This is a genomic window from Sporosarcina sp. NPDC096371, assembly GCF_044762865.1.
Lineage (GTDB): Bacteria > Bacillota > Bacilli > Bacillales_A > Planococcaceae > Sporosarcina.
On the sequence record NZ_JBIWFE010000002.1, the window covers coordinates 586289 to 611484 of the forward strand.

Annotated in this window: 30 protein-coding genes and 4 pseudogenes; 15 read left to right on the forward strand and 19 right to left on the reverse strand. The window is 36.9% G+C overall.

Annotated elements, in window-relative coordinates; genetic code table 11:
• Positions 1-233: 233 nt before the first annotated feature.
• The gene (locus tag ACIQ0H_RS08660; protein WP_403413361.1) at positions 234-515 is read left to right on the forward strand and encodes a hypothetical protein; all 282 of its coding nucleotides are present in this window, start codon (positions 234-236) and stop codon (positions 513-515) included.
• 318 nt (positions 516-833) lie between these two features.
• Here the strand turns inward: ACIQ0H_RS08660 and ACIQ0H_RS08665 are convergent, their stop codons facing one another.
• The 3 genes from ACIQ0H_RS08665 to ACIQ0H_RS08675 all read right to left on the reverse strand — a co-directional run bounded on the left by ACIQ0H_RS08665 (position 834) and on the right by ACIQ0H_RS08675 (position 1786).
• Positions 834-1088 (reverse strand): hypothetical protein, encoded by a 255-nt coding sequence (locus ACIQ0H_RS08665; protein WP_403413362.1) that lies wholly within the window; start codon positions 1086-1088, stop codon positions 834-836.
• A gap of 196 nt (positions 1089-1284) precedes the next feature.
• Positions 1285-1503, reverse strand: a complete 219-nt coding sequence (locus ACIQ0H_RS08670; protein ID WP_403413364.1) for a DUF2922 domain-containing protein — start codon at positions 1501-1503, stop codon at positions 1285-1287.
• Between the two features lie 64 nt (positions 1504-1567).
• A complete protein-coding gene (locus ACIQ0H_RS08675; protein ID WP_403413366.1) occupies positions 1568-1786 on the reverse strand; it encodes a DUF1659 domain-containing protein in 219 nt (72 codons plus the stop codon).
• 495 nt (positions 1787-2281) lie between these two features.
• On the opposite strand from ACIQ0H_RS08675, the gene ACIQ0H_RS08680 reads away from it, so the two are divergent.
• The 5 genes and pseudogenes from ACIQ0H_RS08680 (at position 2282) to ACIQ0H_RS08700 (ending at position 5222) form a co-directional block, all read left to right on the forward strand.
• Complete coding sequence (locus ACIQ0H_RS08680) at positions 2282-2509, forward strand: hypothetical protein (protein ID WP_403413368.1); 228 nt, start codon at positions 2282-2284, stop codon at positions 2507-2509.
• A gap of 18 nt (positions 2510-2527) precedes the next feature.
• A pseudogene (locus tag ACIQ0H_RS08685) lies at positions 2528-3061 on the forward strand (GNAT family N-acetyltransferase); the annotation flags it as partial.
• A 194-nt stretch (positions 3062-3255) separates the two neighbouring features.
• Entirely contained in the window at positions 3256-3654 is a 399-nt protein-coding gene (locus ACIQ0H_RS08690) for a VOC family protein (protein ID WP_403413370.1), read from the forward strand.
• Between the two features lie 329 nt (positions 3655-3983).
• Positions 3984-4487, forward strand: coding sequence for a GNAT family N-acetyltransferase (locus ACIQ0H_RS08695; protein WP_403413372.1), 504 nt, complete (start codon positions 3984-3986; stop codon positions 4485-4487).
• A gap of 267 nt (positions 4488-4754) precedes the next feature.
• Positions 4755-5222: an NUDIX hydrolase gene (locus ACIQ0H_RS08700; protein WP_403413374.1), complete on the forward strand. Its 468-nt coding sequence runs from the start codon at positions 4755-4757 to the stop codon at positions 5220-5222.
• Positions 5223-5356: 134 nt separating this feature from the next.
• Here ACIQ0H_RS08700 and ACIQ0H_RS08705 read toward each other — a convergent pair whose 3' ends face one another.
• The 3 genes from ACIQ0H_RS08705 to ACIQ0H_RS08715 form a co-directional block, all read right to left on the reverse strand.
• A complete protein-coding gene (locus ACIQ0H_RS08705) occupies positions 5357-5644 on the reverse strand; it encodes a DUF2922 domain-containing protein (protein WP_403413376.1) in 288 nt (95 codons plus the stop codon).
• 361 nt (positions 5645-6005) lie between these two features.
• Positions 6006-7247, reverse strand: a complete 1242-nt coding sequence (locus ACIQ0H_RS08710; RefSeq protein WP_403413378.1) for a nucleoside permease — start codon at positions 7245-7247, stop codon at positions 6006-6008.
• A gap of 732 nt (positions 7248-7979) precedes the next feature.
• On the reverse strand, positions 7980-8408 hold the full coding sequence (locus ACIQ0H_RS08715; RefSeq protein WP_403413380.1) for a MarR family winged helix-turn-helix transcriptional regulator: 429 nt from the start codon (positions 8406-8408) through the stop codon (positions 7980-7982).
• Positions 8409-8527: 119 nt separating this feature from the next.
• On the opposite strand from ACIQ0H_RS08715, the gene ACIQ0H_RS08720 reads away from it, so the two are divergent.
• Positions 8528-9115, forward strand: coding sequence for an NAD(P)H-dependent oxidoreductase (locus tag ACIQ0H_RS08720; protein WP_403413382.1), 588 nt, complete (start codon positions 8528-8530; stop codon positions 9113-9115).
• Positions 9116-9291: 176 nt separating this feature from the next.
• Here ACIQ0H_RS08720 and ACIQ0H_RS08725 read toward each other — a convergent pair.
• Positions 9292-9378 (reverse strand): annotated as a pseudogene (locus ACIQ0H_RS08725) (SDR family oxidoreductase); the annotation flags it as partial.
• A 348-nt stretch (positions 9379-9726) separates the two neighbouring features.
• Here ACIQ0H_RS08725 and ACIQ0H_RS08730 point away from each other — a divergent pair.
• Complete coding sequence (locus ACIQ0H_RS08730; RefSeq protein ID WP_403413384.1) at positions 9727-12174, forward strand: glycoside hydrolase family 84 protein; 2448 nt, start codon at positions 9727-9729, stop codon at positions 12172-12174.
• A 390-nt stretch (positions 12175-12564) separates the two neighbouring features.
• Here ACIQ0H_RS08730 and ACIQ0H_RS08735 read toward each other — a convergent pair whose 3' ends face one another.
• A complete protein-coding gene (locus ACIQ0H_RS08735) occupies positions 12565-12750 on the reverse strand; it encodes a DUF2922 domain-containing protein (protein WP_403413386.1) in 186 nt (61 codons plus the stop codon).
• A 250-nt stretch (positions 12751-13000) separates the two neighbouring features.
• Here ACIQ0H_RS08735 and ACIQ0H_RS08740 point away from each other — a divergent pair, with 250 nt between their 5' ends.
• The gene (locus tag ACIQ0H_RS08740; RefSeq protein ID WP_403413388.1) at positions 13001-13495 is read left to right on the forward strand and encodes a DinB family protein; all 495 of its coding nucleotides are present in this window, start codon (positions 13001-13003) and stop codon (positions 13493-13495) included.
• On the forward strand, positions 13464-14294 hold the full coding sequence (locus ACIQ0H_RS08745; protein WP_403413390.1) for a pentapeptide repeat-containing protein: 831 nt from the start codon (positions 13464-13466) through the stop codon (positions 14292-14294). The genes ACIQ0H_RS08740 and ACIQ0H_RS08745 overlap by 32 nt, the downstream gene beginning before the upstream one ends.
• Positions 14295-14474: 180 nt before the next feature.
• Here ACIQ0H_RS08745 and ACIQ0H_RS08750 read toward each other — a convergent pair whose 3' ends face one another.
• Together ACIQ0H_RS08750 and ACIQ0H_RS08755 are read right to left on the reverse strand one after the other, a co-directional pair.
• Entirely contained in the window at positions 14475-14693 is a 219-nt protein-coding gene (locus ACIQ0H_RS08750; RefSeq protein ID WP_403413392.1) for a DUF2922 domain-containing protein, read from the reverse strand.
• A gap of 21 nt (positions 14694-14714) precedes the next feature.
• Positions 14715-14933 (reverse strand): DUF1659 domain-containing protein, encoded by a 219-nt coding sequence (locus ACIQ0H_RS08755; protein WP_403413394.1) that lies wholly within the window; start codon positions 14931-14933, stop codon positions 14715-14717.
• Between the two features lie 264 nt (positions 14934-15197).
• On the opposite strand from ACIQ0H_RS08755, the gene ACIQ0H_RS08760 reads away from it, so the two are divergent.
• Positions 15198-15437 carry a hypothetical protein gene (locus tag ACIQ0H_RS08760; protein ID WP_403413396.1) on the forward strand — a complete coding sequence of 80 codons (240 nt, stop codon included), beginning with the start codon at positions 15198-15200 and terminating at the stop codon, positions 15435-15437.
• A 48-nt stretch (positions 15438-15485) separates the two neighbouring features.
• Here ACIQ0H_RS08760 and ACIQ0H_RS08765 read toward each other — a convergent pair whose 3' ends face one another.
• Positions 15486-15707, reverse strand: a complete 222-nt coding sequence (locus ACIQ0H_RS08765; RefSeq protein ID WP_403413398.1) for a DUF5342 family protein — start codon at positions 15705-15707, stop codon at positions 15486-15488.
• A gap of 186 nt (positions 15708-15893) precedes the next feature.
• On the opposite strand from ACIQ0H_RS08765, the gene ACIQ0H_RS08770 reads away from it, so the two are divergent.
• A complete protein-coding gene (locus ACIQ0H_RS08770; protein ID WP_403413400.1) occupies positions 15894-16571 on the forward strand; it encodes a hypothetical protein in 678 nt (225 codons plus the stop codon).
• 125 nt (positions 16572-16696) lie between these two features.
• On the opposite strand, the gene ACIQ0H_RS08775 is transcribed toward ACIQ0H_RS08770, so the two are convergent.
• Positions 16697-16921: a DUF5342 family protein gene (locus ACIQ0H_RS08775; protein ID WP_403413401.1), complete on the reverse strand. Its 225-nt coding sequence runs from the start codon at positions 16919-16921 to the stop codon at positions 16697-16699.
• Between the two features lie 754 nt (positions 16922-17675).
• Here ACIQ0H_RS08775 and ACIQ0H_RS08780 point away from each other — a divergent pair.
• Positions 17676-17881 (forward strand): annotated as a pseudogene (locus tag ACIQ0H_RS08780) (IS3-like element IS655 family transposase); the annotation flags it as partial.
• 16 nt (positions 17882-17897) lie between these two features.
• On the opposite strand, the gene ACIQ0H_RS08785 reads toward ACIQ0H_RS08780, so the two are convergent.
• The 7 genes and pseudogenes from ACIQ0H_RS08785 to ACIQ0H_RS08815 all read right to left on the reverse strand — a co-directional run.
• On the reverse strand, positions 17898-18509 hold the full coding sequence (locus ACIQ0H_RS08785) for an AAA family ATPase (RefSeq protein ID WP_403413403.1): 612 nt from the start codon (positions 18507-18509) through the stop codon (positions 17898-17900).
• Positions 18510-18563: 54 nt separating this feature from the next.
• Positions 18564-19175, reverse strand: a complete 612-nt coding sequence (locus ACIQ0H_RS08790; RefSeq protein ID WP_403413404.1) for an AAA family ATPase — start codon at positions 19173-19175, stop codon at positions 18564-18566.
• Positions 19169-20515 (reverse strand): PTS sugar transporter subunit IIC, encoded by a 1347-nt coding sequence (locus ACIQ0H_RS08795; protein ID WP_403413406.1) that lies wholly within the window; start codon positions 20513-20515, stop codon positions 19169-19171. Before ACIQ0H_RS08795 ends, ACIQ0H_RS08790 begins: the two co-directional genes overlap by 7 nt.
• 39 nt (positions 20516-20554) lie before the next feature.
• Positions 20555-20878 carry a PTS sugar transporter subunit IIB gene (locus ACIQ0H_RS08800; RefSeq protein ID WP_400630310.1) on the reverse strand — a complete coding sequence of 108 codons (324 nt, stop codon included), beginning with the start codon at positions 20876-20878 and terminating at the stop codon, positions 20555-20557.
• A 38-nt stretch (positions 20879-20916) separates the two neighbouring features.
• On the reverse strand, positions 20917-21240 hold the full coding sequence (locus tag ACIQ0H_RS08805; RefSeq protein WP_403413408.1) for a PTS sugar transporter subunit IIA: 324 nt from the start codon (positions 21238-21240) through the stop codon (positions 20917-20919).
• Between the two features lie 211 nt (positions 21241-21451).
• Positions 21452-23362: a BglG family transcription antiterminator gene (locus ACIQ0H_RS08810; protein ID WP_403413410.1), complete on the reverse strand. Its 1911-nt coding sequence runs from the start codon at positions 23360-23362 to the stop codon at positions 21452-21454.
• Positions 23363-23485: 123 nt separating this feature from the next.
• Positions 23486-23584: pseudogene (locus ACIQ0H_RS08815) on the reverse strand (IS3 family transposase); the annotation flags it as partial.
• Positions 23585-23775: 191 nt separating this feature from the next.
• Between ACIQ0H_RS08815 and ACIQ0H_RS08820 the strand changes: the two are divergent.
• Positions 23776-24216: a hypothetical protein gene (locus ACIQ0H_RS08820; protein ID WP_403413412.1), complete on the forward strand. Its 441-nt coding sequence runs from the start codon at positions 23776-23778 to the stop codon at positions 24214-24216.
• Between the two features lie 256 nt (positions 24217-24472).
• Positions 24473-24904 (forward strand): SRPBCC family protein, encoded by a 432-nt coding sequence (locus ACIQ0H_RS08825; RefSeq protein ID WP_403413414.1) that lies wholly within the window; start codon positions 24473-24475, stop codon positions 24902-24904.
• Positions 24905-25196: the final 292 nt, after the last annotated feature.

Below are 25196 nucleotides of genomic sequence, written 5' to 3' on the forward strand. Positions count from 1 at the left end.
CAAGGTGGAATTGGAATTGTGCTGAATAGTCTTCGGATTTGGTGTGTTTTATATCAAAATGACTATATTTTTATATTATTATGATTAAATAGTCTTAACAATGTTCTGGGTTTATGATACTATAGGTGTGTGGTGAAGATTCTGATTTAACTAACAATTAGAAGTCGTGATTCGAACTAGTGCTATTTTGAACATGTACAGGGGATATTACTAATGGAAAAGGGGATATTGTTGTGATGAAAGCTTATACGATATTAGGGGACAATAAAGATACGCCAGCATTAATCGAACATCTGCGTGGAAAAGATAATGGAACAATTACAGTCGTTGACGAATGCGTTAAAGGTTTGTTTGCTAAAGGTGACATTACCTATGTTGATCCGACTTACGTAGAAAGCGTTAAAGGCTCGGGGCTTCCCGTGGTGTTTTACCACTATATACAACCCGTGCATCGAAGAGATGGTCGGAAATGGAGAGCCAGTAAAAGTAGTGATGGGTATAGCAGTGAGGTCTGATTGTAAGGGCACGCTCCTCTCATTTTAAAGCGTTATTCGATTTCGTTCCGATTAGGAAAGTCGACAAGTACAGGAATTAAAACCAATCAATCGGTTCACCAACTTGCAAACTGGTGAACCGGTTGTTTCATTGTGTTAGCCGTTTGCGATTTCGTCTAAGGTACCAGCGTAAAATAATTTCGATTTGTTTCAGAACCCTTTTTAACAGCGGGCTTGGTTTTTGGGTTGAAGATAAAAATAAAAGAGACCTTTTTAGATAGGCCTCTTTTCACAGTAAAATTTTTATTGAATGAGAGATTATTATTACCGAACACCCACTCATGCATCGGTATCTTCAGCGTGAAGTTTTTGAATTGCATCATTCACTCTGTAATAATCATCTGAATGTAGTGGGTAAGATGGATTTCTTCTTCCAGCAATAACACCATCATAGACCATTTGAACCTTCATCACTGTATTAATAGTGTTATCCCATAGTTCATAACCAATCGATACTTTATATTCCGTATTAGGGGGATGAGGAGAGCTTGCAGGTACCATCGTATAGACCCTGGGAAAAAAAGTTTGTGCCATATTCAATACCTCCTGTAATTGACCTTTGGACTATCTTTAGACATTCCGGTATAAAAGATAAAATGATACGAATATCGGAAAGCCGATTTTCTATATGAGATTCATCCATTGTTTCATCTCGAAAAACTCCTCTTTTTTGGAACATAGAAAACCGGTTCATCAGTCCGAAAACTAGTGAACCGGTCATTTCATTGTGTTATGCGTTAACAAGTTCAGTGACGTTTCGTTCGACAATGCGGGTGCCCGCGATTGCTGCTAGTGGTGCACCATCCACTTCAAATACCCCTGAAGCGATGATTTCCTGCATCGCTGCCTCTACACTTTGTGCTGTCAGATCCGCACGTGGTTCATCCGCCGTCAGCGTTACTTTTTTGCCGGTTGCCGTAGTAAAAATCAGTTGTAATGTCTTTGCCATTTGTTATTCCTCCTTTTTTGTATAGGCGGTGGATGCCTAGATCAGGAGCCCACCGCCTCTTTGATTAGTTGTTGACGCTTGATGTTTCTACGACTTCTGCCCCGATAAATGGAAACTCCGATAACTGTGCAAGTTGTTCCAACGCCGAGTACAAGCTATCCGCCTCTGCATTTTTTACGATATTGCGGTATGTCTTCGATTTGCGGATGAGTTTGCCTTCTTCTGTTTGTCCACCGTCAAAGTACACTTTTCCGACTGCGTTTTTGAATTCGATTGCTGCCATGTGAATCACCTCCCTTCACCCTTTAGATAGAGAGAAAGAGGGGGAAAGGATACATGATTTGTGAAGTTTTTTTAGAAGTGCTTATTTTAAATGGATTATGCCTTACTGTAGCTACGAAATTTGAGCGTCCTGTTTTCGAAATACTAACCGGTTTTTGGGTTATGGTTAGGGGACCAATGGAGCCAAGAAACTTATGAAGATGCCACTGAGCTAGAACGGTTGCGTGAAGAAAATGAACAATTAAAAGTTAGCAATGAGGAACTAAAAACAGTGTAGCCGACCTATGTGAAGTAGTATTGCATGGAGGTGCTGAATAATGGTTAATCAAGCGAAGTTACGAGGGTATCTTTTCTGATTGAAATGAACCGAATCACTGTTGACGAAGTGCCAGAACCATATAAGTCCGAAATCGAAAACGCAGCATAAGCTAGCGTTATTTTTTATGCAGGAAATTCCCTTATATTGTCGAATTGTTGTTTTGGGAGGGATAACGAAATGATCATAGTATCAAAAGAGCATTTTAGTATAATAAAGGAGGAGATTAAAGAAGCGCCAACATTTGTATTTAGTGTATTAGATAATTTTATTAAAGGAACTGTATATGCAGATTCCACTCATTATAAATCATTGCTTATTAAAACTGATTCAGGATTGTATTATGTTGTAGGGCAATCATCTGATGGTCTATTTCTTGACCACTTAGTTAGAAAATATGTGGAATAAGTAAATCAAGGGAAGAGATTTACATTATTTTCTGCAGACCTTACTTGGAATCAAGCAATTGAAAAACACTTTGATAAGAAAGTAAGAAAAATACAACGTTACAATTTTTCTTTTGATTTAATGACATATAAAAATAGAAAAAGAAGTGATATTAATGAGTATGATGTAACAAGAATTAATCAATCTTTAATTGAACATTGTCTGGAATTTGATAAAAATTACTACGAGGAATATTGGGGTTCTATTGGCGATTTTCTTGAAAATGGGATTGGTTTTTGTGTGAAGGATAAAGAGAAGGTTATTAGCGAAGGAGTTTCAATTTTTAAATCCAAAAATTATGCCGAGGTGGATATAATAACCGACTCGAGTTATAGAGGAAAAGGGTTAGCAAGTATTGTCGCTGAACAATTTATAGATTATTGCCTATCCGAAAATATTCAACCACGTTGGGATTGTGATGTTGATAATAATGCTTCAATTAATTTAGGTAGTAAATTAGGTTTTAAAATCCTGAGAATTATGCCGTCTATATTAAAAAATAATTCATTATAAAAAGGAGGTAACTGAAATTCTTATTCAAATTATCAGGTGCTTTTGATTAATCAGGATTACTAAAGTCAACGTACTAATTGTTGGCTTTTTAAATTCGCATGAGGACCGTTATGTGCAATTCTTCCACCTAATTGAAAGGATTTAACTCTAATATGTGGAAATGAGTGGAGTATAAATTTTGAGGAGGAAATCTATTGATATACGAAATGACTATTCAAGTGAGAGTGGCAGAAATAAGTGAGGGACAGAAGTGGTACGAAACATTGTTGAATAAAAAACCAGATTCAATTCCGCATGAAGGCTTTGCAGAATGGGAACTCATTACAGGATGTTGGTTACAAGTTGCAGAAGGTGTACCTACTGACGGTAGTGGTCCCATTCGTTTAGGTGTGATGGATATTGAAAAAGAACGAAATAGAATTGTGAAAGAACTAAATATAGAACCTTTTGAAATATTCTCAAGAGAAGAAGTCCCTGTTAAATGGGGAACTTTTTGTGATCCTTGGGGAAATCGTCTTGGATTTTTCGAATACTTGAATATGAATGAAAAAGAAGCGCAAGTAAGAAAAATTTTCGGTGGATTAGAAGTGTAATTATCAAGTGATTTAATACAGACCAGTTTCTAGAAGATACTTGCTTCAAATTAGTACTAAACTGTGCATCTTTCCTATTCCGCTAACGGACAGGTTAGTTGTTTAGCGCGAAAAGTCAGAATGATATTTTTATTTGATTGCTAAAAGGATATACAGAAGATTTTTGGAGTGTTAAAATTTAGTGACCATTTAATAATGGCGTGCAATTTTTTTGCCTCCTTTATTTTGGATTAAATGTAACGGGAGAAGCTGCCAATAACATATACCTATTCTTAAATTTGTTTTTGTCTATTTAAAATGACGTACAAAATTATGATAGGAGTGTACTAATGATTGAATTAAATACAGAAAGATTAAGATTAATCCCACTGAGTGCAGAAAATCTAGATTCGCTAATTAATAATCCAAAGAAAATGGAACAAAGTTTATCTTTAATTGAAACAGATAGGTTCCTTGATCTAGAACTCAAACAAGCTCTGGAGATAAGACTTTCGAAGTTGCTAGTTGATGAGAAAAATTATATATGGTATACCAATTGGTTAATTGTGGAGAAAGATAAAAACAGTAGTGTTGGAGGAATAATGTTAAAAGGTCTTCCAAATGAAAATGGTGAAGTAATAATAGGTTATTATACTCTTACTGAATATCAAGGAAACGGCTATATGACGGAAACTATTAGTAATATGAAAAACTGGTTATTAGATCAGTCCGATGTTAAGTACGTTATCGCTGATACTGAAAAAGATAATATTCCATCGCATAGGGTATTAGAAAAATCAGGGGCGGCAATGTATAAAGAAACAGATGAATTATACTTCTGGAGATTTATCTGAAATAACTTAATTGAAAAAGTGAGTCATCAATTTATTTTGGTGGCTCTTTTTTCATTGACAAAGCCAGTAGTTGATATTGTCTTTTTCCTATGTTGCATCTGGACGATTATGTGTAGCAGCAAGCACCTTTTTGAGTTTATTAATGTCTCGTGAATGGGTTATTATGGTACTGTGATAATAAATAGTTATTCAACTAACGGAGCGGGATTGTTAAACAAGGGGCTATACTAGTTTGATATATTTTGCTGAAACGAGAGGAGTGTTTAAATGGATTACATACAACATTTAAGGTCCATGGTCGGTAACGAGAAGGTCATTATGGTTGTTGCGGGTGCATTTATACTTGATAAAAAAAATCGAGTGCTCATGCAAAAACGATCTGATAATGGTCAATGGGGATTTCCGGGTGGATTTATGGAATTGGGTGAAAACGTTCAGGATACAGCCAGGAGAGAAGTCTACGAAGAGACAGGACTTAAATTGGACGAGCTTGAGTTATTCGGGATTTATTCTGGTCCTCAATATGACAAGACATTTTCTAATGGAGACCAAGTATCTCTGGTTCACGTCACATTTATTTGTAAACGATACAGTGGGGAGTTAGTTGAATGTAACGATGAGTCCATAGAGAATAAATTTTATTCACTTGAAGAGCTACCAGAGAATATATATACTGCCCATAAGATGCTTGCTGATGATTTATTATCGAAAAAACCACTACCGATTATTGGGTAATAATTATTTAACGGGTGCTTGAGTTTAACAAGACAGGTCAACTTTTGGTTGGCTTTTTTTGTTGCACAGTAGGACCAAACTGCGCAGCAGTGGAGACAAAAAAGAGCAATCGGATCATTCCGATTGCTCTTTTCCTATGCTGGCGTACTATGCGGTTTTATTTCATTTTCAACGACAGCGGCACATCGTGTATCGCCACAAGTATTGTTTCGAGCCGATGCAAAAGATAGAATGATACGAATATCTGAAAACCGATTTCTTGTATAAGATTTATCCGTTGTTCCATCTCGCTCGACGATTCGAGTACCTAAGATGGCTGCAAGTGGCGCATCATCCACTTTAAATACCCCTGAAGCGATGATTTCTAGCATCGCCGCATCCACTCTTTGTGCCGTCAAATTCGCACGTGGTTCATCGGCCATCAGCGTTACTTTTATTGCCAGAGAAGTCTACCTGGCAATATTCGTTCCAGATACCCACTAACGTCGCAGACGTGTGTAATGGGGAAATAAGTGTAGTTAATCGAAGTGTGTCAATTGGAAGAGTAAGGAGAAGGTATTGTGGGTAGTTCAATAAGGTGTTTGTTTTATCATTTAACAATCGAGATAGACGGACGAAAGAAAAGAAGTAATACAGGTTAATAGTAGTTTCGGTGAGCCGTATCATAAATAAATGAGGTTAATAAAAAGGCAATACCTAAAAGTATCTTAGGTATCGCCTTTTTGCTCATTTCTTCTTTGTCATCATAAATGAATTTTTTCGTGATAGGATGAGTGTTTACATTTACACTCTTTTTACATCAGTCTCTTGTTTATATTTAAAGGTTATCGCAAAAATAATTGCGAGAAGGAATGTATAGGCTCCGAAAATTAACCAGATCGTTTGCCAGTCTTTTATACCGTCTATAGTGAAATAATCCACTACTCTCCCGCTAATAAGAGCACCTGCGTAGGCGCCGATTCCGTTGACCATTGTCATGAATAAGCCTTGTGCGCTTGCACGAATTCGACTATCTACTTCTTTTTCCACAAAAATAGCTCCAGAAATATTAAAGAAGTCAAATGCACAACCATACACAATCATTGATAATAGTAAAAAGATCATCCCAATACTGGATGGGTCACCGTAAGCGAAGAAAACAAAACGTAATGTCCATGCCGACATACTGATCAACATGACTTTCTTTATCCCAAATTTACGTAAGAAAAATGGAATCGCAAGAATGAATAATACTTCTGAAAACTGAGCGATTGATGATAAGAATGCTGGATATTTAACAACAATGCTATCTGTATAGTCAGGGTTCAGCGCAAAGTCATGTAAAAATGGATTACCAAATGTATTTGTAATCTGTAGTGCAGCACCTAATAACATTGCAAAAAGGAAAAATACAGCCATTTTCTTTTGTTTAAATAGTACGAAAGCATCGAGTCCCAAGAGACTGACTAACGACTTGTCCACTTTAGAATTGGATGTTGGACAGTCAGGAAGTGTAAATGAATACAGGGTAAGTAAGAGAGAAGCTCCAGCAGCAATGTATAACTGGACGTTGCTTAATTCAAATTGCCCGAGGCTAATGGTCCAGATCGCAAGAATAAAGCCGATTGTTCCAAAAACACGAACAGGCGGGAAGTCCTTCACTGTATCGAGCCCTGCTTTTTCTAGGGAGAAATAAGAAATTGTATTAGTTAAAGCCAACGATGGCATATAAACCATTGCGTTAAAGAGCATTGCCCAAAACATAATCGTAGGGTCTGAAGTTTGTGCAGCTATAAATAAGGAAATGGCTCCAAGGAAGTGGCAAATTGCATATAATCGATTTGCTTTTATCCAACGATCGGCAATAATCCCTATGAGGCTTGGCATGATAACTGCCGCAAGTCCCTTTGAGCTATAAACGATTCCAACTTGTACACCAGTAAAATGCAAAGTATTGATCATATAAGAGCCAAGTGTAACAAGCCAACATCCCCAAATGAAAAACTGTAGAAAGACCATAATCCTAAGTCGTGATTTTATATTCATTTCTTCCTCCTAAGTTTTTGTTATTTAAAATAGTGATTTTAGGTTATTAGCAATAAAGGGAAGAAGAGAGGTGGAATGATACCTCTAACTAACTTCTTTCTATTGCCTCTTAAAACGTTCGTGTTATTCGTATTTTCTACTGGATTTTCTCATAAAAAAATCATTGTGTCAACACAATTACGAACGATTAAATGGTATTTTTATTCAATTGTTCGTAATTGTAGTAACTTGTATTTATATGTGAAAGGTGAAGTAATCGGTTTATTGATTTGTATACAAAGACTGAAGTATTTAGAAAAGGGTACTATATTGTTACATAAACATGTTAATAATTTTGTGGTACGAATGGGTGCATATGTAGGGGGGATTACAGAATAATAGTAGGCATGGTTTTAACTGGTAAGATAGTAGACCTCCAATTTAAGTCTATGAAAAATGAAGGATTTATTATTGGGAGTATGAGATGTAATGAGAATCTATGATATAGAATGAGATGCATTTGCCAGAAGGAAAGGCATAAAAAAACTACTAATAAGTCGTGCGAACCAAAAGGGTATCGTACGACTTGTTTCGTTTAACGGAGAAATATACAGTTACGTGGCCTGATCTTAATTTTGATTCGTCACGGTGAACCAGTGTTATAAGTAAATGATGCTCCATTAATTAAAAGTTGATTTGTAATAACTAATCAACATTCATTTGGTGGGGCATTTATTCTGTACTTTATTGCCGTTAATAAAATAATTTTGTCTGAAGAACATCTAATGCACGGTCTATTTCCTCTAAATCTTCTTTCGAGGCATTTTGTATTCGAGCTTGGAAACGAGATTCTATAGTTGCAAAGGCTTCTTTCATCATGGCTTCTCCCTCGTTCGAAAGACGTATATAGTGCTTACGTCGATCCTCGGTATCATTTACTTTTTCGATTAAACCTTTTTCGATTAGCTTTCGGAGTTCACGACTGGTATTAGGCATAGACATATGCTGACAATCGCTAATCTCACTTGGTGTTACAGACTGACTGACTGTTACGTATTCAAGAATATTATATTGAACGGGTGTGATTGAATCCGTCTTGGCGTTTTGTGATAATTCCTGTGTCACACGATGAACGGAAGTTGTAAATGACACAAGTTTAGTAAAAAGAGCTTTTTTGTCCATTTCTCTCACCTCTTACTGACAAGATAACAAAAATATTGTCATAATACAATTATCATTTGACAACTAAAAACAGGGAGTGTTAATATTTACTTATCAAATGATAAGTAAAGGGGTGCGTTATGAAAACGTTAGTTGTTTACACTTATCCAAATCATAAAAGCTTAAATTATGCATTTTTACAGCAAATAATTAAAGGGAGTAATGAAAATCCTACTATTACGGGGTTACAAGTCGTAGATTTATATGAGGAGGATTTTAATCCGGTCCTTGTCTTTAATGAACAAAAACGAAGACGGGATATGCATACAGATCCTTATCTTGAAAAGTATAGAGAACAAATTAAATGGGCGGACAAAATTGTTTTTATTTACCCAATTTGGTGGGGAAGACCTCCGGCAATGCTTATGGGATACATAGACCAATTATTTGCTTCTGATTTTGCGTATAAGGATAAGAGAGGGCTTTTCCCAGAAGGGCTTTTGAGGGGGAAGTCCGTTGTATGTGTATCTACTATGAAGGGCCCCACATACTATCCGTTTCTCTGGTTGAATAACGCGCATAAAGTTTTGTTGAAAAGAGCTTTATTTAATTTTGTAGGTATTAAGAAAGTGAAGTTCTTTGAATTTGGTAATATGGAAAGTTCAAAGGGCAGCCAAATAAAAAAATTAAAAAAAGTTTATGATTATTTTAAAAAAGTGGGTAATTAAGTAAAGCGTTTGCACCTTATAAATGCTTAAAAATGAAACATCATTTAGTTACATTGCGGTGAACCGTACCACTAATAAGTGCGGTTTTTAATTACATAAAAAACTAAGGCTGATTTTCTATACTACTAGAAAATCGGCCTTTATCAATCATATAAAGATTTTTTTATGTACTTTTATTACTGTGCAGTTAATCCGCCATCGATAACGAATTCTGAACCTGTTGAGTAGCTAGCCTCATCAGAAGCCAAGAACAATATCAATGAGCATCCATGTAGACGACTTCCTGTGTGATTGGTTTAGTTGCCGCCGGAATCTGCATCGTCAACGTTCCCTGCTCTGCCATAATCCTGCTCGTTTAGCCCGTTTGATTGGGGTACCTTCGGCGTCTATTGTTAATTGATAGCGTTCGACAGATTTCATTAAAATTCTCTTTCAGGAAGGATTTTCTAATAATTTGGAGAATACAGTATTTTGAGGAGGTAACGGAGATTATTTATGGAAGGTTCACAGCCCTCATATATAATAGTAGACCAAAAAAATGGCCGGTGAGGGTATACATGTATAGAGTAGGTGCATAAATTCATGCGCCACTTACAGGAGGAGTAGAATAAATGAAAAAAGCAACGATTTTAGTCGTGTTGGCCATTATGCTGTTCTCTACAGTGTTTACTGTGCAAAATGGAATTGCTTACGCCTCGGATTCAGGATCAGTTTTAGGGCAAAGTGCAAATAGCTTGCGAGAACTTATAGAGCAATTTGAAAAAGAGGGGCAGTTAACTAATAAAAGTGCAGCTCATGCTTTAAAATTACATTTGACTGCAGTCAGCCAGTACGAAAAAAAGGAAGAAATCGAAAAAGTCGTCAAGCACATGGAAAATTTTAAACTTTTGCTTAGCAATCAATGGGGAAAGGGTTTGATTTCTGAGGAAATCTATCAAACCTTAACGATAGGTGCTACCCTTTTGATAGAAAAGTATCAGGAAAATGAGAATGAAGACAGTCTAAACATTAACCCGACTCCACAAGAGATGTCAAAGTTAGGAAAAGGGTTTCCTTTATCCTCTGTAGTGGGGTTGGTTATAGGTGAAAATACGGATGAAGCAGCGATACGTGAAGTGGAGAAGTTATTAATAGAAGCTGGCGTTAAAGAAATTGTCCGTAAGAACTCTGGGGAAGGGGCTCCGAATACCCCTGTTACAATCTGGATTGGCGGACCTTCAGAAAATGAAGACTCGATCGATGTATTGCAACAACTTGGGGTAGAGGGACCCGAGGGTTTGAAAGCGGAAGGATATGTTCTGGTCTCAAGTCAAAAGAAAATCGTTCTAGCTGGAAAAGATAAGGCTGGTACTTTCTATGCCGCTCAAACATTTGGACAAATGATTCAGGAAAGACAAGGACAAGCCTGGATTCCTTCCATTGCGGTACAGGATTGGCCGGAAATGCCATTGCGTGGATCGATTGAAGGATTTTACGGTCCACAATGGACACATGAAGATCGACTCAGTCAACTGATGTTCTATGGGGATAATAAAATGAATGCCTATATTTATGCACCTAAAGATGATCCTTATCATCGTGAACAATGGCGCGTACCGTACCCTGATAAAGAGTTGACTAGAATTAAGGAACTAATGGATACATCAAAAGAAAATCACGTGAATTTCACATTTTCACTGTCTCCTGGTAATTCAGTTTGTTACTCAGGTGATGAGGACTTTGAACTCCTAATGAATAAAATGGACAAAATTTGGGACAATGGTGGGCGTTCTTACGCCATTTTCTTGGACGATATCAGCTATAGTTTGCACTGTCAACAGGATGTTGAAAAGTTTGGAAGCGATTCCTCTCCTACAGCTGCGGCACAAGCTTATTTATTAAATCGTTTTAATGAAGAATTTATCCAAACACATCAAGGTGCTGAACGTTTGATTACTGTTCCGACGGATTATGCTGGAAATCAGACGAACGCATACCGGAAGCGTTTTGCAGACTTAGTAGATGAAGATACGCTAGTCATGTGGACGGGCAAAGATGTCGTTACGGACAAAATCACATCAGAAGAGGCGAAGCTAGTATCGACTATTTTCAAACACGATTTATATATTTGGGATAATTACCCTACAAATGACTTTGATCGAAATCGTTTGTTCCTTGGTGCATTTGTAAATAGGGATGCTGATTTAACGGAAAACGGTGTAGTAGGAATCGCAGCAAATCCGATGAATGAGGCAGAGGCTTCCAAGATTCCACTGTATACGATTGCTGATTATACATGGAATCCATATGCTTATAACCCTGAAGAATCATGGGAGCGGAGTATTAAATCCTTCGGTGGTGATGAGGCGGATTCTTTAAGAACCTTTGCGGAAAACTCCTACTCGTCGCTACTATCGGATAAAGAATCGTTAACGTTAACGCCTTTACTAGACCAATTCTCGAAGGCTTATGCGGAGGGCGATGCTGAACAAGCTGCTAAAAATTTAATAGCTGAATTTGAAAATCTGCAACAAGCTTCTGCTAGCCTGAGAGAAAACATGGATAATGAAAAATTCCTTAAAGAAATAGATCGTTATTTAGTAAAACTTTCTTTATCGGGAAAAGCGGGTGTCACAGCGGTAAATCTTATGATGGCGCAAAAAGTAGAAGATTCTGAGGTGGAAACTCAATTAAAAGCTGAGCTTCTTTCTTTAATGCAGCAATTGGATAGGATTCCTCAGGAGGTTGGCAAGTTTGTGATTAAGCCGTTACTCATCCAAGCGATTTATGGAGAAGGTGTTCTTTCTAGACCGTTGAATGGAGTGAATAGAGGTCGTAATCAGGATGACCTCATCCAATATACACCTCTATATGGGGACAGTACTAGAACGAATATGTATGGATATGAAGTCACTGTGGTAGATGGACTAGTTGTAAAAAGAGGCGGCTATAATTCAAAAATTCCGACTGATGGTTATGTATTGAGTATTCATAATAGCGATTGGCTGTTGGATAATGCCGTATTGGGTGCAAGTGTTGAAATTGCCGATGGGCAAGTGCTTATTAGAAAACCTAAATAAGTTCCTGCTTAACCATCTATTTGAGACTAGCGCTACTGATGCATTTAGGAAGAACTTCCAAATCAACTTATTGGAATGATAGTTCACACCAATATTACCTAAACATGACCCCCCTTAATGTCTAAGGGGGGTTCTGTGGTTAAACAATTCATATTATATTGGCTCGGGGCTTCCCTTGGTGTTTTACCATTATATACAACCCGTGCATCGAAGAGATGGTTGGAAATGGAGAGTCAGTTTAAGTAGTGAAGCCTACTTGTACAGGCACGCTTACCATATTTTAAAACGTTATTCAATTTCATTGCCACAACGAAAGTGGCCAAGTATAGGAGTTCAAACCATAAACCGGTACACCAGTTTGAAAACTGGTGAACAGGTTATTTGTTCTGATTAGCCGTTAACAAGTTCAGTGACGTTACGCTCGACAATACGAGTGCCCACGATGGCTGCAAGTGGTGCACCATCCACTTCAAATACTCCCGAAGCGATGATTTCTTGCATCGCTGCCTCTACGCTTTGTGCTGCTAGATCTGCACGTGGTTCATCCACCGTCAGCGCAGCCTTTTCGCCGGACATCGTATTAAAATGATGAAATGGTACTTACAATTTGTTGAACAAACGAGCAGGATTTTTGAACAAGCATGAAGAAATAAAAAAGTGCAAAGAAGTATTATACTGGATTCCCTGAACTTTGTAATCTCCTACTCGGATACTACCGGTTCTTTGTATCGTTCTTGTTTAACAACTGGTCGAAAATGCTATTTCGACGATCGATGGAATTGTGGAAGTGAAATAGTAGTCTAAGAAAAATACTGGGGTGAAATGATTGCATAATACATATAAGATTATAGCTCTTTATCAGGACTCGATTAATCGAGTGAATCATTTAAGACACCTGTCCGAAGAGCAATGGAGAACGCCGATAGCTGAAGATAAATGGTCAATAGCTGAAGTAATCGGACATTTAATCCTTTGGGACAAATTTGTTATTAATGATCGCTTACCCTTTATTTTCGAGGGGAAAGAATTGCCTAAAAGTCCTAATGTGCATGAGACGAATGCTCAGGCATCATTCATTTCCATAAGACGAAGTAAAGAGAAGACAATTGCAGAATTTGTATCTGTTCGACAAGTGCTTATAGGTCGAATAAATGAATTAGATGAAAGGGTTTGGTTGGATGAGTTTGCGATAGGAACTACGATGATGTCACTGTTTACCTATTTATCAGGATTGATTGAACATGACGAGCATCATTTTAGTCAAATAGAGAACGTTTTGAAAGAGAAAAATGATTCACAGGGGAAGTGTTTTTTTGGATAGCCAATTACATTCTGACTGTAAAAATTGTTTTGGGTTATGTTGCGTGGCATTACCCTATTCTAAATCAGCTGATTTTGCTTTTGATAAGGAAGGTGGCATTCCTTGTCGTAATCTATGCTCGGATAATGCTTGTAGAATCCATGAAAAGTTAAGGGATAAAGGGTTTCATGGGTGCGTTTCCTATGAATGTTTTGGTGCGGGACAACATGTTTCACAAGAAATTTTTAAAGGACAAGATTGGCGAAAGAACACAGAGTTGTCTAAAGAAATGTTTGTGGTATTTCCTATCGTTCAACAATTGCATGAGATGCTTTGTTACTTAAACCAAGCTTTAGAGTTGGAAGAAACGCAAACCATCCATCATGAGTTGCAAAACGTTTTTAATAAAACGTTAACGCTAACAAATCTTAGTCCACAAGAAATTTTGAAAATAGATGTACCAGTACATAGGGGAATCGTGAACCATTTATTAGTACAATCAAGTGAATTAACTCGGAAAGACTTCATTCAACATCATAAAAAAAGCAAAGTGCGTAAAGGATTAGATTATTTGGGTGCCAATTTAAAAGGTGTTGACTTCCGAGGTGTGAATTTAAGGGGAGCGTTGTTGATTGCGGCTAATTTGAGGGGTGCTGATTTAAAGAGGGTAGATTTTATTGGCGCAGATTTAAGAGACGCTGATTTATCTGGAGCGGATCTTACCGGATGTATTTTTCTTACGCAAGCACAAGTGAATTCGGCTAAAGGGAATCAGCATACGAAATTACCCCATTATGTAAAAATTCCTGCTCATTGGTGAAAAGGTCTTCGTTAACTTCATCCATTCCTACATGCCCTTGAAATGATGATTTGTTGGGTGTTTTTGTTGATTGGGGCGGGGAGTATAGTTGATAAGCAAAAAAGGGCAACCGAATTATCTTTCGGATTGCCCTTTTCTCGTACTACTTATTTTGCGGTTGTTATTTTATTTTTCATCGTATTAGCCATGAATAAGTTCAGTGACGTTACGCTCGACAATGCGGGAGCCCACTACTGCTGCCAGTGGCGCTCCATCTACTTCGAAGACTCCTGAAGCAATGATTTCCTGCATCGCTGCCTCCACGCTTTGTGCTGTCAGATCTGCACGTGGTTCATCTGCCGTCAGTGTTACTTTTTTGCCGGTTGCCGTAGTGAAAATCATTTGTAATGTCTTTGCCATTTGTTATTCCTCCCTTTTTGATTAGTTGTTGACGCTTGATGTTTCTACGACTTCTGCCCCGATGAATGGGAACTCCGATAACTGTGCAAGTTGCTCGAGCGCTGCGTATAAACTGTTTGCCTCTGCATTTTTCACGATATTGCGGTATGTCTTCGATTTGCGGATGAGTTTGCCTTCCTCCATTTGTCCACCGTCAAAGTACACTTTTCCTACTGCGTTTTTGAATTCGATTGCTGCCATGTGAATCACCTCCCTTCACCCTTTAGATAGAGAGAAAGTGGGGGGAAGGATACATGGTTTGTGAAGTTTTTTCAGATGATCGAGTAGCCATGGCAAAAACACGCATGGCTTATAGGTTTTTGGCAACGGGAAATGTCGCATTGCCCGATCCAGTACGAATAACAGAAAGGTTCATGCAGATATCACATCTGAATTGATTGAAACAGTAAAAATGAGTAAATAATATAAGTACTTATGATTGTTTCAGGAAATGAGGTTGTGGTAGTGAGTGAGAAGCCGACGAGGGAAGAGGATATTCAGATAACTTATTATTTCACAGTGTTATTCGCGGCAATTGGAACCGTCCTTGTTTTTTGTATCCTATATCCTAATGTGGAGAAGCTGAATCTTTTTATACTTTTACTGTCAGTGTCTGCTGGTGGGATTCCTATAGGAATTATCGGTGTTTTTATTGATTATAAAGTTTCGGAATATAAATTAGGCAAAAGAAGCTTTGAACGATAATCAAGAAATGTCCATCAAAAAAACGTGGCTAATAGATAGCCACGTTTGTCATTGCATTAAATGGTTAGTCATCAAAGTATGAACATTCGATTCGAGGGAGTCCAGATCATCTTGTTCAATTTTATCGTGAGGGTGTGGCTGATACCATTGAACTTCCTTGTCGTGATAAATTCCTCGATAGTCGTTTCCTTCAATTTTTAGTTTGAATTGAAAACGTTCATTCACTTGGCCTTCAAACAGTGGTGGAATTACTTCAAAATTTTGTAGCATCATTAAAATCTCCTCTCTTAGTTGGTCTTTATATGATTCCCTAAACGGTGTTAATTATGCGTTGTTTCCGATTTCCTTATGTCCTTATACTAACTGCCCGCAATTAAAAAATGAGGTGAGGAAGATTAGAATTTGATGAGAATGAAGCAACCGCATTAGGAAACCCTAAAATGAGGTGGTGAACGAATGAAAAGATATATGATTTTACTCATTGCATTTCTCTTTGTACTTACCATTGGAAAAGCAGGGGCCGCATTTGAGGGATATACTGTCATAGCAAAATCGGAAAAAGACGTCATAACAATCTATGCAAAAAAAAGTGGTGGGCTATATCGTGATTTTAGAATTGATTTCAAAGGGGAGACTTACTTCAGACCTTTTTGGATGAACGTTACGAACCCTGCATATGCCCCGCAAATTATTTATGATGATATTAATAAAGACCAGAAAAAAGAGTTAATCATCGTCTTAACGCTTGGTTATGGTACTGGTGCTTTAGTTCAAGAGGTGTACGTTTATACATATACGAATGGATTGGTGGACGTGCTTGTTGATAATCCGATGGCAATTATCCATAAAAACGTAAAAACCAAGTTAACGAATAAAAATGCTGAAATAACAGTAGGTGAAAAGGTATATCAAGTTGATCTAACCCCTTTAGATGATAAACCTACAAATTTCTTTGAAGATATTGCATTTGGCGGATATATAAGATATGAAGTAACAGACCATCAACTGACAGCTACCGTCTCAGCTCAAATTTCTCCGGCAGCCTTTATTGGGGAACTTGTCATCACTTATGAATATCGTGATAACATGTTTCAAGCGAAATCAATTGAACTTCATCCAGCACCAAATTTATGAGTTGTGGAAGCGAAAAAAGGGCAATCGGATCATTCTGATTGCCCTTTCGGTGTTGGATGAAGCGGAACAGTAAAGGTAAAAAAAAATGTCCATAAAAAAACGTGGCTAATAGATAGCCACGTTTGTCAGTGCATGAAATGGTTCGTTATCAAAATATGAACATTCGATTCAAGGGAGTCCAGTTCATCTTGTTCAATTTTGTTATGAGGACGTGGCTGATACCATTGAACTTCCTTGTCGTGATAAATCCCTCGATAGTCGTTTCCTTCAATTTTTAGTTTAAATTGAAAACGTTCGTTAGCTTGACCTTCAAACAATGGTGTAATTACTTCAAAATGTTGTAGCATCATTAAAATCTCCTCCTTGAGTTGGTATTTAAATGATTCTTTAAACGGCGTTGATTATGCGTTGTTTCCGATTTCCTTATGTCCTTATACTAACTGCCCACAATTAAAAAGTGAGGTGAAGAAGATTAGAGTTTGATGAGAATAAAGCAACCTCATGATGAATCGTGCATGACTTCTGGTTATTGCCATTGGCGAAGCAAAAAATCTGTAAACCAAGTGGACTCTTAAAAAAGCTGAAAAATGAGTAGGTGAAGAAGTATTACATTCTATATACCCCATTAGATGTTGAATAAACAAACTTTTTAAAAAATATTTTTTAGTGGAGCTATAAAATATGAATTCGTTGATCATCAACTTGTTTTAAGTAGTGCCGAATTGATGAGTTGTGGTGTTTTATTTATAGAAGCAAACAGTGAAAGTGACAAAGAGCAACCGGATTATTCCGATTGCTCGCTTTTTCGTCTGCTCTGATCTTAGAAATTTAAAAGATAATCAGTTGTCGATTTAGAATAAAGTTTGATTATTAATACTCTAAATCCTTGATTTTGCTGCATATAAAAAGCAATCGTTTTGAATAAAGATTGATCAAAACGATTGCTTTCTATTATTTTTAAGAACTGTTTTTTATAAAAAGATTGATTATTTTAAATCTCCTTATTCCTCTAAAGCACCCCGTTTGTTTAAGTACAATGTTTCACAATCTAAACCAATTCTTGATTTAAAAACTACACCAATTTGTTTATTCTCCTCCAAATAAAAGGACAATAGAACACCGGAAGAAGCAGAGTTGATCAAACTTCGTAAAGAAAGCCAGCGTTTATTGATGGAGAATGATATTTTAAAGCAAGCTGCGCTGATAAGACGAAAGTAAATGTGATCAAAAATAATCGACACAAATACTCGATATCAGCAATGTGCGATGTCCTACAACTCTCGAGATGTACCTATTATTATGAAGCAAAAGAGCAATAGTCAGATGTTAGAACTGCCATCCGTTAAATTTAAATGCAGTGTCACATATGTTTTCCGGTTCGTATTCCTCAAGAATTTTTGCATAACGCTCTTTGTAGTTATTATCTACTTCTGCTTGAGGTATTACTTTGCTAGCTTCGTTTAGGAAGTGGAAAGAGTCTTTTCCCATTTCTTGTCCACGCTGAGTGTGTTTATCAAGAGCGTAATCTGGAATCTCTGGGAATTGCCCCATTGCGAAGCTCTTTATGCATATGTTCTTTAATAAATCCGAGGATCTATCCTTTTCACACTGGCATAGATAACGAATTGCATGAACAAAGTACATTGGACGGTCTCCATCTGCATAATCAAAGTTCTTACGCATTTCAAACATGTTGTTTACCATTATTGCTGCCATAGGATTTCCCATTCCTATATCTTCAACAGATATAGTAAGAAGTCTTCTCCACATCTTTTCTTCAAGCTCTGGAGATGATATGTACATCTCATAAGCGAACATGCATGCCTGCTCTTCTAAACCTCTTCTGATTGATTTTTGAAGTGCAGATATTACTTCGTCTCCTGCATAACCATTTCTTGTTGTTATTTTTGACCATGGATCATACATCTTTTTTACCATTCAAACTCCTCCTTTATTGAATAATATTACTAATAACTGTCCTTAAGTCAGATGTTAGAACTGCCATCCGTTAAATTTAAATGCAGTGTCACATATGTTTTCCGGTTCGTATTCCTCAAGAATTTTTGCATAACGCTCTTTGTAGTTATTATCTACTTCTGCTTGAGGTATTACTTTGCTGGCTTCGTTTAGGAAGTGGAAAGAGTCTTTTCCCATTTCTTGTCCACGCTGAGTGTGTTTATCAAGAGCGTAATCTGGAATCTCTGGGAATTGCCCCATTGCGAAGCTCTTTATGCATATGTTCTTTAATAAATCCGAGGATCTATCCTTTTCACACTGGCATAGATAACGAATTGCATGAACAAAGAACATTGGACGGTCTCCATCTGCATAATCAAAGTTCTTACGTTTTTCAAACATGTTGTTTACCATTATTGCTGCCATAGGATTTCCCATTCCTATATCTTCAACAGATATAGTAAGAAGTCTTCTCCACATCTTTTCTTCAAGCTCTGGAGATGATATGTACATCTCGTAAGCGAACATGCATGCCTGCTCTTCTAAACCTCTTCTGATTGATTTTTGAAGTGCAGATATTACTTCGTCTCCTGCATAACCATTTCTTGTTGTTATTTTTGACCATGGGTCATACATCTTTTTTACCATTCAAACTCCTCCTCTTCCTTAGCTTCTTCTACCTCTTGTTGTATAGCTACCTTTTCATATGCCTTAAAGAACGGATAGAATGTAACTACACTTAAGCCAATACAGAAGAACATGAATATTACGTTTCTTATATCCATACCTGACATCCATCCTTGAATAAAGAAAGGAATGAAAGATGGGTCTGCGATATAACCTGGAGTTATAAAGCCCCACACCTGAGCATAGTAACCTAATACTACACAGATTGATGGAGTTAATATGTATGGTATAGCCATGATTGGGTTATATGCTATTGGAACTCCAAAAGTTATAGGCTCATTTATTGAACATATTCCTGGTACTACCGAAATACGAGCTAGAGATTTTAACTTAGCTGATTTTGATTTCCACATCAATATCACTAAACCAAGTGTTCCACCAGCTCCTCCAAGCATCGCGTAACGGAATAGCTGAAGGTTCATAGGATTTGTAGGCTCTAAACCTCTTGCCACCATTTCTGCATTAGCACCAGTACCTGCAAGACCAATCATGAATGCTATTGAGAATACAACGGAAGTACCATTGATTCCAAGGAACCATAATACATTTGAGAACATTATTATTCCAGCATATACCCATATATTGTTTCCTACGTCAATTGCAGGTGTAAGTAAGCTCATAATAGCCTCTGGGAATGACATTCCTAATGTAGAGATTAGCATTAAGTTTATTCCATATATTACTATAATATTAATGAATAATGGCAATAAAGAATTTACAAAAGTACTAACCATACTTGGAACGGAAGAAGGGAATTTCACCTTTATTCCTAGCTTATCTACCATACGAGTGATTTCTACACATGCAAAACTTAAGATTAATGCTACAAACAATCCATCACTTGATAAGTATTGAGATGTAATAGCTGATATAGTTCCATTATCTCCAACTGGTACTTGCACTACACTTGAACATACTAGTAGGAATACTGACATTGTCATTATTCCTGAAACTGCTGCATCCATCTTGTAGCTCTTTGCTAAGCAGTAAGATACAGAGAAGGATGTCATAAGTCCAAGCATTCCAAAGGTCATGTGGTATGGAGCCAAAAGCCACTCACTGTTTGCGATAGTCCACTGTTTCCAATTAATTAAAAATCTTATAAATACATTTGATGTTTCCATGTTTACAGTTTGAATATTTATAGGCGGGTTGTTTAGCATCATAAATATAGAACCGATAACAAGTAGAGGCAGTGTCATCATCATACCATTAGATAAAGCTTTTAAATGACGCTGATTTCCCAGCTTTGTACCTAATGGTAATAAATATTTATCTAGAAAACCTGTAAGTCTTTTCATAACAATTTCCCTTTCCTAATAAACTATTCTACAAAATCTTTACTTTCCAGCCGCTCTCATAAGCTTTACAGCTGCCTTTAGAACCTTTTCACCATTCATCATTCCGTAGTCTCCAGAATCAATTACTGCTATAGGTATCCCAGCATTTCCGAATTCTTTCATTGTTTGATCATGTAAGTACTTTACTTGAGGCCCTAAAAGAATGCAGTCAGGATGAAATGTTGCGATTATCTCCCCTAACTTGTCATGTGGAAAAGCTTTAACCTCAATTTCTAATGAGTGCTGATTTGCAACCTGCTGCATATTAGCGGCTAACATACTTGTAGACATTCCTGCACTACAAAATAAATAAACTCTTTTCATTTTAATTCTCCCTTCATAATTTGATATATCTTTTTTTATTATCTTTTTTCTAAAGCTATAATACGTTCGTAATTTTCAATCAATTCTTCAGCAAGTATTTTGCACGTTTCAGCAGACATCATCTGATCTTCTGCATGTAATAATAATAAAGTGGGATTTATTACATCTCCGCGTGCCTCGCTTTGAATTAATTCGAAATGAGCCTTATGTGCCTGTGCAAATGAATTTTTACCTTCATTTATGCAAGCTTTTGCTTTTTCAAAGTTTCCTTTTTTAGCTTCTTGAATTGCTTCAATGTAGCTGCTTTTTGCCAACCCTACAGATGAAATGATTTGAAAACTTACTAACTCTAATTTCTCCATGCTATCTCCTCCTATCCTTGCTTATAGTGTATACCTCTGTAAACGTTCTTTTCTTTAAAATGACTTCCTAATACTTAGGAAATATTTAAGCTAATTTTAATTTTATAATCTATATAGGAAATAAGTAATTTATAGAAATCCCAATACATTCTACTTTAGACCATAATAAAAAAGCTTCATGGTCTATGTAAGACCTATGAAGCTTCTAATTTTATTTCAAAATATTTTCTACGAACTCATCGTAATTCTTTACTTCCAGTAAGTTTGCAAATTTGCTTGAGTTTGATATTATGCTGCTTAGCCAGTCAAAGAATATCCTAAGTAGTTTACGATTCTCTTCAGTTATGGCTAACAATATTACAAACCGCGCATCAAACTCTCCCCACTTTATAGGACTGTTAAGGATAGCAATGCTTAGAGTGGACAGTATAGTAGCTCTACCATTGATACTGTGAGGAACAGAAAAGCCATAGACGAAAGACGTGGCAGAAATGCTCTCTCTATGAAGGACACTTTGCTTAAACTCATCCGTCACATATCCCTTATCATATAACCTATCACACATTTGTGAAATTATTTCTGTAGGAGTCTCTCCCTTGATTCCAGTATAGAAAAATTCCTTTTTTATAAGCTTTAGTATAAGAATTTGAAAATCGTCCTTATATCGTATTTCATCCAGCCTATTCAACGCCTGAAATATATTGCTTTCATCCTTATGATTCACGAACAAGGAGATTTCTATAGTTAAAATATCAAGGCTATGCTCTAAAGGCAGTGTTGTCAAAATTAAATCAGGCTTTAAATTATCTATGGCTGATGCTTCAAAGAAATTCATACATTCTATGATTTCTATCCTGTCACTGAATCTATTCATTACCTTTTGAAGGCACAAATCTGATAATGTCTGATTATATGGATAAATCATTAACACCTTATACTTACGTTTAAGATTTGCCCTTTCGTAAGCAGACCCTAGGTGAAGAGCAATAAAAGAGATTTCATTTTCTTTGATACGTATATGGATTTGTTCTTCCAGAAGCTTACATACCCTGACACCCATTTCAAAGACGAGAGGATATTTACGCTTTATCTCCTGAAGATACATATTGTCAACCTCTATATTATGAGTGTGCCTCTCTAAAAGAGATATTATGTGCATTTCAAAACCAACCTTGAATTCATTGTCATCACTGAAGTCTATATCGAAGGTAGTTTTGATATCATCTATAATATTTAAAACCAAATCCGAGGCAGAGTAATCCATCTTTTCTTTTACTATTTCATTAGAGTAGCTCGCTCCCTTCTTACCTAAAAGAAGAAGTGCAAATAAAACCACCTCATCCTCAACAATCTTTATATTGATCTCAGCTGCTACTTTGTAGAAAACCTTTTGAGCAATCTCGTACTCCACACTATTTTTCAGTTCTTTACTGCTTCTATCAGTTTTTATGAAGTTAAATTTTATCATTCTTTCTATTGTTACCCCTATGTGAATCATAAGTCCTGGAATAGCAAGCTCCCTCACATGATAATGATACTCCTTTAGTGTTTCTTCCAAAATCGTCTTAACCCTTATCAAATCAAAGTCCTTGAAGAGAGATGCCATCTTATTTAAATTTAGGAAATTTCCTTTGGTTTCATCAGTTAATAAATTCTTATAGAGACTTCTCTTTTCATCCTCGTTGCCTGTAAGCTCAATGTAATTACTGCGTCTTATAATCTTCAGGCTATGATACCTAGCTAAAAGTATTCTAATCTTCTTTATATCATTATCTAGAGAAGACTCTGATATAAAAATCTTTTCCTGAAGGAGCACAAGATTTATCTTGCTCTTTCCAAAAAGCAGTTCTTGAATTATATAAGCACATCTCTCCTCTGAGGTTTGAGGGATGATTTCGCTTATCTCTATGTTCAAGTTCTGGATCTTGTACTCATCAATTTTGTACCCCTGTCTTACATCAGATTCTATCAATACGTCTTCATAAAAATTATTAATGCCAGCAATGTCATTTCGAATGGTTCTATCAGATACACTAAGTAGCTTGGCTAGTTCTCTTCCTACAATCCACTCGTTATTTTCACTCATGAGCATTATTATTTTTTTCTGCCTCTTACTTAGCATACAAAGCCCCTCTTTTAATAGATTTCATACTTCCGGCTCTAAAGTTTAATTAGCTCTATAATTCATATACTTTAATTCCTATATTTCCTAAAATAAAACTTATATTGGTTTGTCAACACTAAACTAGACAATTTTTTTTAGGTGTTCTTTTTTATACTCAATAGGGCTTAAATATCCAAGTGTTCCGTGAATTCTAATGTGATTAAACCAATGAACATAATCATCTCATTCTAACTTTAACTGTTCCAAACTATCAATCTTTATTATAAAGGAACAAACTTCATTATGAATAATCAATCTTTTTTTACAAAGCTACATCAGGTGGTAGTTTAATGGAATAAGCAGGTGTTTGTAAAATTGTACCGAAATAGTTATGAGTCATACAGATTATGTTCCGAAATGAGGGGAGTCAAATGCGTAGAATTTTTCTGTTCCTATTACCATTACTTATTGTTGTAGGGTGTAGCCCGATGTTCGGAAATTCTGGAAAGAAAATGTTCTTGGACGGGAAAATAGTGGTTGATGACGAAGAATATAATCTGGAGCGTGGCTATTATTCATATAAGGATGACGAGGTAGAACTCAATCGATTGGATCCTTTCACGCCAATTGATGCAGCAGAGCAATTTGATACGTTAACAGTTGAAATGAATAGTGAAATCGAATTTGTACTTGATGAAAAAACAACGATAGTCACAGTGAAGCAATGGGATGAAGATGGTGAAATTACAGAAGTCCCAATAGACGACAATAGTTTAACGGTTCCTGCGGAAGCAGGCTATTATCTATATGAAGTCATTGCGGAATGGAGAAAAGGTCAAACGACTTTTGTATTTGATATTGATGTTCATTAATAGAATGGTAGGGGAAATAATTTTGTTTTTTTATCGTTATCATTGTGAAGCGGTTCGTTGAATAAATGTGCTTATACATAGGGTGACATTGGCTTGGTACTCTTTGCAGACATTTTTCAGGTGAATTCTGCTTAATGGACAATTAGGGTACTATGATAATAGATAGTTCTTCAAATAACGGGGTAGAATAGAACAAACAAGATTTCCATCCATATGGTGATAAATAGTTGAGATGATCACAAAGGAGGCTTTGAACATGCCCATATCTGAAACGGAGTTTGCCATTACTCGCACCCTGAATGCCCGCCGCGAACTCGTGTGGCGCGACTGGACCGAGGAGAAGGAACTCGCCGAATGGTTGCCTTCGACACCCTTGGAGACCATCTCCTTTGACGTTCGCGAAGGCGGACGTTACCGTTACACGATGGTCAACAGTGAGAACGGCGAGGAGTATCACACCGGAGGAGTGTTTCTTGACGTCGTCCTATTCGAACGGCTCGTTTTCACCTGGGGCTACCCCAATGATCCTATCGAAAACTCGCCTGTTGTGACCCTAACCCTCACCGCACACGGCGACCGCACCGAGATGATTTTCCGCCTGCGCGGATTCGCCGGTCATCCGGGAGATGAGTACGTGTATGACGGCTGGTCTGACGCGCTCAACAATATTGTGAAAAAATATACTTAAACAAACCGGGTGCTGGTTTAGTTTAACAAGGTAAGTCAACTTTTGGTTGGCTTTTTTTGTTGCTTCATAAATACTGGATTCTGGTACTATGATACTAAATAGTTCTTTAACTACCATGAAGTTTAGTTGAAGAGTGCTGCTTGAGCTTTGTTCCACAAACCGGCTGACTTGCGGAAGAACAGGAGGAATTTTTGTGATTTGCGTATACTAAATAAACCTGGTGAGTTTTAATTTTTTTCACTAGGCGTTTACGTATGGTAAAATATTGTTGCGACTATGAGTTGGCGGCTAA

What these genes read in the sequence shown, in the direction of transcription:
- ACIQ0H_RS08665 (WP_403413362.1), bottom strand. Translation starts at nt 1,088, where the DNA reads ATGGCACAAACTTTTTTTCCCAGGGTCTATACGATGGTACCTGCAAGC.
- ACIQ0H_RS08670 (WP_403413364.1), bottom strand. Translation starts at nt 1,503, where the DNA reads ATGGCAAAGACATTACAACTGATTTTTACTACGGCAACCGGCAAAAAA.
- ACIQ0H_RS08675 (WP_403413366.1), bottom strand. Translation starts at nt 1,786, where the DNA reads ATGGCAGCAATCGAATTCAAAAACGCAGTCGGAAAAGTGTACTTTGAC.
- ACIQ0H_RS08680 (WP_403413368.1), top strand. Translation starts at nt 2,282, where the DNA reads ATGATCATAGTATCAAAAGAGCATTTTAGTATAATAAAGGAGGAGATT.
- ACIQ0H_RS08695 (WP_403413372.1), top strand. Translation starts at nt 3,984, where the DNA reads ATGATTGAATTAAATACAGAAAGATTAAGATTAATCCCACTGAGTGCA.
- ACIQ0H_RS08700 (WP_403413374.1), top strand. Translation starts at nt 4,755, where the DNA reads ATGGATTACATACAACATTTAAGGTCCATGGTCGGTAACGAGAAGGTC.
- ACIQ0H_RS08705 (WP_403413376.1), bottom strand. Translation starts at nt 5,644, where the DNA reads ATGGCCGATGAACCACGTGCGAATTTGACGGCACAAAGAGTGGATGCG.
- ACIQ0H_RS08710 (WP_403413378.1), bottom strand. Translation starts at nt 7,247, where the DNA reads ATGAATATAAAATCACGACTTAGGATTATGGTCTTTCTACAGTTTTTC.
- ACIQ0H_RS08715 (WP_403413380.1), bottom strand. Translation starts at nt 8,408, where the DNA reads ATGGACAAAAAAGCTCTTTTTACTAAACTTGTGTCATTTACAACTTCC.
- ACIQ0H_RS08720 (WP_403413382.1), top strand. Translation starts at nt 8,528, where the DNA reads ATGAAAACGTTAGTTGTTTACACTTATCCAAATCATAAAAGCTTAAAT.
- ACIQ0H_RS08730 (WP_403413384.1), top strand. Translation starts at nt 9,727, where the DNA reads ATGAAAAAAGCAACGATTTTAGTCGTGTTGGCCATTATGCTGTTCTCT.
- ACIQ0H_RS08735 (WP_403413386.1), bottom strand. Translation starts at nt 12,750, where the DNA reads ATGTCCGGCGAAAAGGCTGCGCTGACGGTGGATGAACCACGTGCAGAT.
- ACIQ0H_RS08745 (WP_403413390.1), top strand. Translation starts at nt 13,464, where the DNA reads ATGATTCACAGGGGAAGTGTTTTTTTGGATAGCCAATTACATTCTGAC.
- ACIQ0H_RS08750 (WP_403413392.1), bottom strand. Translation starts at nt 14,693, where the DNA reads ATGGCAAAGACATTACAAATGATTTTCACTACGGCAACCGGCAAAAAA.
- ACIQ0H_RS08755 (WP_403413394.1), bottom strand. Translation starts at nt 14,933, where the DNA reads ATGGCAGCAATCGAATTCAAAAACGCAGTAGGAAAAGTGTACTTTGAC.
- ACIQ0H_RS08765 (WP_403413398.1), bottom strand. Translation starts at nt 15,707, where the DNA reads ATGCTACAAAATTTTGAAGTAATTCCACCACTGTTTGAAGGCCAAGTG.
- ACIQ0H_RS08770 (WP_403413400.1), top strand. Translation starts at nt 15,894, where the DNA reads ATGAAAAGATATATGATTTTACTCATTGCATTTCTCTTTGTACTTACC.
- ACIQ0H_RS08775 (WP_403413401.1), bottom strand. Translation starts at nt 16,921, where the DNA reads ATGATGCTACAACATTTTGAAGTAATTACACCATTGTTTGAAGGTCAA.
- ACIQ0H_RS08785 (WP_403413403.1), bottom strand. Translation starts at nt 18,509, where the DNA reads ATGGTAAAAAAGATGTATGATCCATGGTCAAAAATAACAACAAGAAAT.
- ACIQ0H_RS08790 (WP_403413404.1), bottom strand. Translation starts at nt 19,175, where the DNA reads ATGGTAAAAAAGATGTATGACCCATGGTCAAAAATAACAACAAGAAAT.
- ACIQ0H_RS08795 (WP_403413406.1), bottom strand. Translation starts at nt 20,515, where the DNA reads ATGAAAAGACTTACAGGTTTTCTAGATAAATATTTATTACCATTAGGT.
- ACIQ0H_RS08800 (WP_400630310.1), bottom strand. Translation starts at nt 20,878, where the DNA reads ATGAAAAGAGTTTATTTATTTTGTAGTGCAGGAATGTCTACAAGTATG.
- ACIQ0H_RS08805 (WP_403413408.1), bottom strand. Translation starts at nt 21,240, where the DNA reads ATGGAGAAATTAGAGTTAGTAAGTTTTCAAATCATTTCATCTGTAGGG.
- ACIQ0H_RS08810 (WP_403413410.1), bottom strand. Translation starts at nt 23,362, where the DNA reads ATGCTAAGTAAGAGGCAGAAAAAAATAATAATGCTCATGAGTGAAAAT.
- ACIQ0H_RS08820 (WP_403413412.1), top strand. Translation starts at nt 23,776, where the DNA reads ATGCGTAGAATTTTTCTGTTCCTATTACCATTACTTATTGTTGTAGGG.
- ACIQ0H_RS08825 (WP_403413414.1), top strand. Translation starts at nt 24,473, where the DNA reads ATGCCCATATCTGAAACGGAGTTTGCCATTACTCGCACCCTGAATGCC.